At 67.4% G+C, this 7800-nt stretch carries 7 protein-coding genes, 1 tRNA gene and 2 pseudogenes; 7 read left to right on the top strand and 3 right to left on the bottom strand.

What is annotated here, in order from left to right; genetic code table 11:
* A pseudogene (locus IJH84_RS16475) lies at nucleotides 1–320 on the top strand (hypothetical protein); the annotation flags it as partial.
* Here IJH84_RS16475 and IJH84_RS16480 read toward each other — a convergent pair.
* Both IJH84_RS16480 and IJH84_RS16485 read right to left on the bottom strand, forming a co-directional pair.
* Complete coding sequence (locus IJH84_RS16480) at nucleotides 317–1105, bottom strand: hypothetical protein (RefSeq protein WP_295145964.1); 789 nt, start codon at nucleotides 1103–1105, stop codon at nucleotides 317–319. The pseudogene IJH84_RS16475 and the gene IJH84_RS16480 sit on opposite strands and share 4 nt — an antisense overlap.
* A 30-nt stretch (nucleotides 1106–1135) precedes the next feature.
* The gene (locus tag IJH84_RS16485) at nucleotides 1136–2386 is read right to left on the bottom strand and encodes an NB-ARC domain-containing protein (protein WP_295145966.1); all 1251 of its coding nucleotides are present in this window, start codon (nucleotides 2384–2386) and stop codon (nucleotides 1136–1138) included.
* Between the two features lie 145 nt (nucleotides 2387–2531).
* Here IJH84_RS16485 and IJH84_RS16490 point away from each other — a divergent pair.
* The 6 genes from IJH84_RS16490 to IJH84_RS16515 all read left to right on the top strand — a co-directional run bounded on the left by IJH84_RS16490 (nucleotide 2532) and on the right by IJH84_RS16515 (nucleotide 6952).
* Nucleotides 2532–2604, top strand: a tRNA-Arg gene (locus IJH84_RS16490).
* 258 nt (nucleotides 2605–2862) lie between these two features.
* Nucleotides 2863–3246: a hypothetical protein gene (locus tag IJH84_RS16495; RefSeq protein ID WP_295145968.1), complete on the top strand. Its 384-nt coding sequence runs from the start codon at nucleotides 2863–2865 to the stop codon at nucleotides 3244–3246.
* 80 nt (nucleotides 3247–3326) lie between these two features.
* A complete protein-coding gene (locus IJH84_RS16500; RefSeq protein ID WP_200069105.1) occupies nucleotides 3327–4655 on the top strand; it encodes a putative T7SS-secreted protein in 1329 nt (442 codons plus the stop codon).
* Nucleotides 4655–5263 (top strand): hypothetical protein, encoded by a 609-nt coding sequence (locus IJH84_RS16505; protein WP_200069104.1) that lies wholly within the window; start codon nucleotides 4655–4657, stop codon nucleotides 5261–5263. Before IJH84_RS16500 ends, IJH84_RS16505 begins: the two co-directional genes overlap by 1 nt.
* A complete protein-coding gene (locus IJH84_RS16510; protein ID WP_200069103.1) occupies nucleotides 5260–5898 on the top strand; it encodes a hypothetical protein in 639 nt (212 codons plus the stop codon). Before IJH84_RS16505 ends, IJH84_RS16510 begins: the two co-directional genes overlap by 4 nt.
* 484 nt (nucleotides 5899–6382) lie before the next feature.
* Nucleotides 6383–6952: a DUF4232 domain-containing protein gene (locus IJH84_RS16515; protein ID WP_295145972.1), complete on the top strand. Its 570-nt coding sequence runs from the start codon at nucleotides 6383–6385 to the stop codon at nucleotides 6950–6952.
* 119 nt (nucleotides 6953–7071) lie between these two features.
* Here the strand turns inward: IJH84_RS16515 and IJH84_RS16520 are convergent.
* A pseudogene (locus tag IJH84_RS16520) lies at nucleotides 7072–7800 on the bottom strand (MFS transporter); the annotation flags it as partial.

Genomic DNA, 7800 nt, shown 5'->3' on the forward strand with positions numbered 1-7800 from the left:
ACCACGGCTCATTGGCGCTGTACGCAGCGGCGCTGGGGAAACCGCTGCTGCTGGCCGAATTCGGCGCCGCGGAGGTCGCTGCGGGAACTCCGGCGGCCGACCTGGGCACTCGCGCGCGGTTCCTCGGCCCTGGCGACTTGCGGTCCCAAGTGGACGGTGCGATGCCGCTGCCGGAACACGCCTCGTTCGCCTCCCGGACGTTCGCCGCACCGGGCGGATCGACGGCTCGGTTGCGCGCGGTCATCTACGACCAGCTCGGCCTGCCGGAGCCCGACTACCCGGCACGTCCGGAACCGGTCGAGGTGTTCGCCGGGAGTTAGAGCTGTTCGCGCAGCTGCTCGGCGCGCGGACTACCGGCCTGTTCCAAGATGTTCAGCGCCTCCGCGGCGCATTCCCGCGCGGCCGCGGTTTCGCCGATGTGCGCGAGGGATTCCGCCAGCAGCTCCAACGGTTCCGCGAGGTCGTGCGAAACCCGCCGCGCCCGCGCGTCGGACTCCGCGGCACGCAGCACCCGCACGGCCTCGGCGTGGTCGCCGAGCCGCTGGTGCACCCGCCCCATCGCGACTCGGATCCGGCCCGGTGTGCGCTTGTCCTGCGGATAGTCCTGGAGCCGGTCCAGCGCGCTGTGCAACTGCCGCAGCGCATCGTCCGGTCGTCCATCGCCTCCGAGCGCGCGCCCGAGCATGTATTCCTGCAGCGCCATGGCGCGCGGCAGCCCCAACTCCGCGTTGAGGTCGCGGGCCCGCCGGAACAGCGGTATCGCTTCGGCCCACGAGCTCTGCTCGAGGTGGGCGCGGCCGTGGAACTCCAGCGCCGAAGCCAACGCCCGCCGGTGCCCGGCCCGCTCCGCCACCTCCCGAGCATGAGCGGCCTGCTCGTGCGCCGCGGAGAAATCGTGCTGTTCGGTGTGCAACCGCACCAGCAAGGTCCGCATCCGGGCCTCGGCGACCAGGTCCTGCGCGCGCTCGGCGGAAGAAACTCCGTTGCGCAGCGCCGAGATCGTGTCCGCGTAGTGCTTGTGCTGGTTGTGCAGCGTCCACACCGGACTGTCGCAGAGCGAGATCACGACCCGGTCCCATCCCTGCTGGTGCGCGGTGTCCAGCACGGCCAGCAGGTTGACCCGCTCGCGCTCCAGTCATTCCAGCGCGGAGTCGTGGTCGAACGGGTTCTCGCCCAGCAGCTCGTCGTCGTGGCCGACCCGGAACCGCTGCGGCTCCATCACGGCCCGGTCCGCGTACGCCCCGCGCAACCGGTACCAATCCGCGAGCCTGCGCAGCGCCGCCGCGTCGGCACGCCGCTTCTCCACCGCGTGCAGCCGGACGAGGTCGTGGAACCGGAACTCGTCGTGGTCGTTGCGTTCCAGGAGGTTCGCATCGTGCAGCTCGTAAAGGAGGTCTTCGGCCTCGTCGACAGTGAGCCCTGCCAGCGCGGCCACGGCGTCGGCCGCGAACGCCGGCCCCGGAACGTTGCCCAGCAGCGCGTACAAATCCCGCTGCGCCTGCGGCAGTTCCTCGACGGCGCGGTCCAAGGCGTTGCGCACCACCGGCTCCCCGCCTTCCTGCAAGCGGTCAAGCCTGCTGTGGTCGTCTTCGAGTTCCGCGGCGACCCGGGCGAGTTTCCAACCGGGCCGCTTCGCGAGCCGCCCCGCGACGATCCGCAACGCAATGGGCAACCCGCCGCACAGTTCGACGAGCCGCCGCGCGTGCGCGGGTTCGGCATCGACACGCGCAGCGCCCGCGGAGCGCAGCACGTCGACCCCCGCAGCCGCGTCGAGCCTCGGCACTTGCAGCGACAGCACACCGTCGACCGCCAACTCCGCCATGCTCCGCCCGCTGATCACTCCGACCAGCGCCGCGGACGAGGCGGGCCGCAGCTGAAGCAGCTCCCGCGGTTGCACGACGTTGTCGAAGACCAAGGCGACCGAGCGACCGCTGGTCTTGCTGCGGTAGAGCGCCAGCGCAGCGTCCGACGACCCCGGATACTCCTCGCCCAGCGCGGACAGGCAATGCCACAGCACTTCGTCGAGCCCGACGCTGCGCCCCCGCATGTCCAGGTACACCACATCGTCGAACCGCGCCCGCGCACCGTGCACCCACCGCGCCACCAACGCGCTCTTGCCCGTCCCGCTGCCCCCGCTGACCAGGACGCACAAGGCTTGATCAGGAGCCCGCTGCGCACCCAACGCCGCGTCCAGCTCCGCCAGCACGTCCTCCCGGTCGACGAAAAGCGCCGGCGCGGGCGGCAACTGCTGAGCACGCAACGCTTCGCCGCGATGATTGTGAATGTGCACGTCGCCGACCGTCTGCGCCTGCACCAGGTTCCGGACGTCGCCGACGTTCTCGTTGCGGCCGAAGTTCTCGTTCTGGCCAGCGCTCTCGTTGACCATCCCACTCCCCAGGCACGACCGACTCGACCCCGTGACGATCACATCACCCTACGCCACCCGTCACCCCTGCCCCGGCCGTCCGCACTCCCTGCTGTCAACAACCACACCACGGCCGGTACCCTCCAGGGGTCGACACGTCGACCACGCCCCCGTAGCTCAGGGGATAGAGCACGGCTCTCCTAAAGCCGGTGTCGCAGGTTCGAATCCTGCCGGGGGCGCATACGCTGACCAGCGGAAACGCTGGTCACGAGGTTCGAGTTCTGTCGGTATGGGCGGCTGCTGCGTCCGGGTCTTCGCCGACGCCTACCCGGTCACCGGTAAACCAGGCCAACGCGATGGTCAACGGCCCAAGGCGCCAGCCCCCGAGTTAAGACCTCCGGTGCGGCGCGGGTCTCGTCTTTCTTCTGTTCTCCCCCACGCGCGCCGAGCGATTGCTACTTTGCCCGGGCAGCGATCGTGCGAAGAGGAAGGTTTCCGTGGGGGACGGCTACCGAGTCCACATGGACAAGCTGGCGCAACTGGTCAACGACCTGGACCGCGCGGCCGACGACATCACCACCGCGAACAACGCGCTGAGCAACGCCCGAGGCCGCGACCTGGGCACTCCGGGCATCGACAACGCCAGCGAGCACTTCCGGGAACGCTGGTCGCACGGCATCAAGAAGATCTCCGAAGGCGCCAAAGCGACCAGCGACGCCCTCGACGGCGCCCGCGCCACCTACGCCAAGCTCGAAAACGAAGTCGCCACGCTGGTCGCCTCCGCAGCCGAAGCCCAGCCGGGGAACTCGGGCGGCGATCACGGCCGGCCCGCGGACGGCGGGCAGCCCTCGAGCATCGAACAACGCATGGCCGGGCAATGACCGCCCACGTGGGCGCCGGAACCACGTAGCTCCAGGAACTGCTAAGACACCGTTTCGGGCAACCAGATAAGGACGACAGGGTGACTGGAACCTCCGAGTATCCGGTGCTGGGATTCGACCCCGCGCCCGGCACAGTAGCGACGGTCGAATCCGTGGCCACCGATCTTCAACAAGTTTCGACCAAGATGGGTGACGCTCATCAGGCCCTGACCAAAATCGGGCGCGAGGACGGGATCTGGGAAGGCCAGGCAGCCGACGCATTCCGCAGAACTGTGGGTGAACTGCCGAAGTACTTGGAGCAAGCGCACCGTTCACTCGGTGACGCGGCACGGACGCTCACCCAGTGGTACGAGCATTTGGGTTCCATGCAGCAGAAAGCGCGCAGCTACGAGGCCGAAGCAGCCGCAGCGCAGCAACGAGTGCGCCAGGCCGAGTCCAATCCGCACTTCAACCTGGCCAACCAGCACTTCCCGGACCGAGCATCGCTACAGCAGGCCCAAAGCAAGCTGGACGCCGCCCAATCCACCCTCAACAACGCCAACGCCGACCTCGAAGCGATCCGCGAACAAGCGACTCGCTTGCTGCACCAGCACGACGACCTGGCCAAAACCGTCGAGGACGCGCTACGGCGGGCCGCCGACGAAGCCCCTGAAAAGCCGGGCTTGCTCGAACGCCTCGGCAACGCTCTCGACCAACTCGGCCAAAGCATCAGCGACTCCGCGGACAAGGCATGGCAATGGATCCAAGACCACGCCGACGACCTCAAGCAAGTCGGCGATGTGCTCAGCACTGTCGGAAGTGTGCTCGGCGTCGTCGCGCTAGCTACCTCCTGGATCCCGGGCGTGAACGCGGTCACGGCCGGGGCGGCGATGACCGTGAGTGCCGCAGCGTTAGGTGTGAACGCACTGGCCAAGGCCGGCGGTGCCGACGTTTCCTGGGGGAAGATCGCCACAGATGCTGTCGGGGTTATCCCGGGCGGTCGTATCCTGGCAGGCGCCAAGAACGCTGCGTCCCAGGCAGCGAAGGTCGGCTTGGCTGCCCAAAGCACGGGGAGGGCAGGCAGGATCGGTCAAGCCGTCACCGGAACCGGCAAGGTGACCACCGAATCGAAGGTGCTGAAAGATGTGACCGGAGTCGGTGGCAAGGTGGACATTACCCCCAGCACGATGGCGGAGTTGAAGGCCAATCCGAAGGAAGCCATCGACAATGCCGCGACCTTCACCCACACGAAGTCGGTCGAGCTGGTCAACAAGATCCCTAATGTGAACCTGGACCCGTTTTCCAATGCCGGCATCGCAGCCGGCGCTGGAGTAGGCTCCGTCAAGAAGGTTGCCGTGGCCGAGGGCATTGACTACGCGTCGGGCCAGGTGGAATCTCAGATCCAACAGAAAACAGGTGTGAGGCCCTGATGACGAGCACGAACAACACCAGCGCGTTCTCGCCGGAGCGCGAACAGCAGAGAGTGAAGATCCGGCAGTGGGGCCAGGGCACCTGGGCAGAACCGTGCGACGCGATCTTTTTCCACTGGAAGCGGTTTTCCCTGAGCAAGTTCAAGGGCCGTCAAGAGCTGGGCACCAAGCCATTCTGGTTCAGGATCGTCTGGGTGCTGGCGCTGCCTGTGCTTCTCATCTACGGCTGGATCCGGCAAGGTCTTGACGATGCGGGCCTGACCAAAGAGCCCGAAACGAAGACCACACCTGGCTTGATCTCCGTTTCGGGATCGACGAGCAATCCTGCCCCAACCTCGCTGATCGACACGGTAAAACGCGCCCCACGACCGCTATGGATGGTCTTCTCACACTCGCGGTTGGCAGTCGTGGCAGCCGCCAAGGACGAAAGCGCGCCGAGCGTGGTGTGGCAGACGGACGAGGCCGCCAGTGTGCGCTTCCACCATGCGGCGCAGAACAGCATCGAAGTCACCTGGCCAGATCGTTCCCGCGTCTTCTTCTACCCAACGATCGAAGAGCGGGAAATCATTACAGGCTTCGTCCGGTCCACCTGGAACGACCCGCGATGACAACAGCGTCCACCCCTGCCCTGCCGAGCTATTCCCTCCTTCTCCCGGAAGGCTTCATCGAACTACCCGGCGGTGAGCCGACTGACGCCAAGCTGCACGCGCTCGCCTCCACGATCGCCTTCCGCTTCGGCCTGCCCGCCGACACCGAGGTCGACCAGAGCCTGGCCGGAACAGCGGCCATGCTGATGACCCTCGGCGCCTCGGCCGAGGCTGGTGGCGCGCACTACTCGGCCGCTGCGGTTTTCCGTTCCGCCCAGCAGTCGGATCGACCGTTGATGGTCGTGGTGAGCTGTTTCATCGTGATGTCCGAGCATGCTTCGCCGCGTACCGCGGTCGCTGGTTTGGAGGAGTACTACAACAACGAGCCAGGCACGGACGTCGAACAGGTCCGCTTGCCGGCAGGGGATGCGGTCGTGACGAAGACTGCAAGCAATAGCACGATTGAGGCCAACGACCAGGTCGTCGAGATCAGTAGCCACGCGATCACAGCCTGGGTTCCGAACCCGGCTGGGCCGGGAATCTTGAACGTCTCGATCACCAGCAACAACCCGGAAGATTGGACGGACATCGTCGACCTCGCACACGGCATCTTCGAAACGGTTGAATGGGCACCGCGCGAAGAACCGGTCGAGTGAAGGCCAGGGGTTTCATGCTCCGTCGCCGACGGCTTCCGAGCGGCGTTCGTATCCGGTTCGGGTGAGAGCCGCTCAGCGGTTGATATAGCACGTGCGACCAACATCCAGATTTCCGAGCAGCACCGCGAACAGATCCGCCACATGCCCGCGCAACTCAACCAACGAGACAACCTCCGCCGTGCACTTCTCCGCCCGGTCTCCCTGCACCGGATGCATTAGACGCTCGTGAAACGCAAGGCGGGGCGCGTGGTCGCGCAACGCGCCCCGCCTTTCTCAAAGATGGTCGCGTTGCCTATGGGAGCACACGCAACTCCCAACGAACGAATTGCGCCGTCCGGACCGAACGGCGCCACCGGGATCCCGTTCCGAGCCGCGACGACGGTGCGCGCCACGGCGAGCACGCGAGGCAACCTGAATCGGATTCGGGCGTCTTACTGGGAGAGGCAGGCGGGAACACCGACTCCCGCAAGGAGAGGAGCAGGACATGCTGCGGACCAGCCTTGGGGCGCTGGCTCTGGCGGGCACGGCCTTGACTATGACGGCGTGCGGAGCCGGTGCCCAGGCGGGCCAGTCGGCGCTCGACGTGCCGTCGGCCGCCGGGAACAACGCGGTGCGCACCGCCGAGGTCGACACCCCGCGTTGCGGCACCGGCGATCTGAACGCCAAGTTCGGCGGGGTCCTCGACGACGGCTCCGGCCAGCTGCGCATCCAGCTGGAGTACACCAACGTCTCCGACCACGAGTGCATCCTGCGCGGCACACCGGGCGTCGACCTCATCGGCCCGGTCGACCCCGTGCACGGGCCCACTTATTCGGTTCCGCGGATCGACGACGGGGATCCCGGATACCTGCTGAAGGCCGGCGAGAGGGGTATCGCCTGGCTGACGGTGCTCCCCGACCACAGCCCGGAAGCGTGGCGGCCGACGGAGCTGATCACCATTCCGCCGGGCCAGGAGGACCCGCTGCGGATCCCGTGGTCGCACGATTTCGGCGTGGTGCGCCAGGACGGCGCCACCCACCCGGGCACCTACGTGCACAACTTCAAGCCGTTCTGATCGGGCGAGCGGACCGTTCGCGCCACCTGGCCGTTCGGTCCGCTCCCCGTCCAGGACCGCATCGTTCATACGACGACCCGGGGGGTGCGTGCGGACCTAGGTCCCAATGTCCGATCCATTTACACCCGCACTGCGGCCGGAAAGGGGCCACCAACGGCGCGGGATCGGACTCCGGTTCCGAGCCGCACCGACAACGCCGCCGCGGCCAGGCACAGCACTCCCGACCCGAGCCACACGGCCGTGTAGGAACCCGCCAGGCCGCGCAGCACCCCGCCCGAAAGGGCCGCCGCACCCGCGCCCAACGCGTGCACGGCGCTGAGCCAGCCCAACACGATCGGTCCGTTGTCCGCGCCGAAGAACTCCCGGCACAGCGCGATGGTCGGCGGCACGGTGGCCAAGTCGAGCAGACCGTAGACGACGGTGAACACGATCATCCCCGCGCCGACCCCTGACCCCATGAACAGCGGCAGGACCAGCAGCGAAACGGCACGAGCGCCGTAATGGCCGACCAGCAGCCACCGCGCGCTGAACCGGTCGGTGAGCCAACCGGAACCGGCCGCGCCGACGACGTTGAACACGCCCATCACCGCGAGCAGCGAGGCCGCGACGACCATGTGCATCCCGTGTCCGGTCGCGGCGGGCACGAAGTGCGTCATCATGATCCCGTTCGTGGAGGCGCCGCAGATTCCGAAAGTCACGGCGAGCAGCCAGAAACCCTTGGTCTTCGCGGCGTTGCCCAGCAGCACCAACGCTCGGCGCGCGGCCCCCTCCGAACGTGCCGGCGGCGCGGTGAACTCGGCAGCCCCGTGCGCGCGAACGCCGACCTCACCGGGGTGATCGCGCAGCAC

Origin of the sequence: Saccharopolyspora sp. (genome assembly GCF_017434145.1) — a bacterium.
GTDB lineage: Bacteria > Actinomycetota > Actinomycetes > Mycobacteriales > Pseudonocardiaceae > Saccharopolyspora_C > Saccharopolyspora_C galaxeae.

What these genes read in the sequence shown, in the direction of transcription:
- IJH84_RS16485 (WP_295145966.1), bottom strand. Translation starts at nt 2,386, where the DNA reads ATGGTCAACGAGAGCGCTGGCCAGAACGAGAACTTCGGCCGCAACGAG.
- IJH84_RS16505 (WP_200069104.1), top strand. Translation starts at nt 4,655, where the DNA reads ATGACGAGCACGAACAACACCAGCGCGTTCTCGCCGGAGCGCGAACAG.
- IJH84_RS16510 (WP_200069103.1), top strand. Translation starts at nt 5,260, where the DNA reads ATGACAACAGCGTCCACCCCTGCCCTGCCGAGCTATTCCCTCCTTCTC.
- IJH84_RS16515 (WP_295145972.1), top strand. Translation starts at nt 6,383, where the DNA reads ATGCTGCGGACCAGCCTTGGGGCGCTGGCTCTGGCGGGCACGGCCTTG.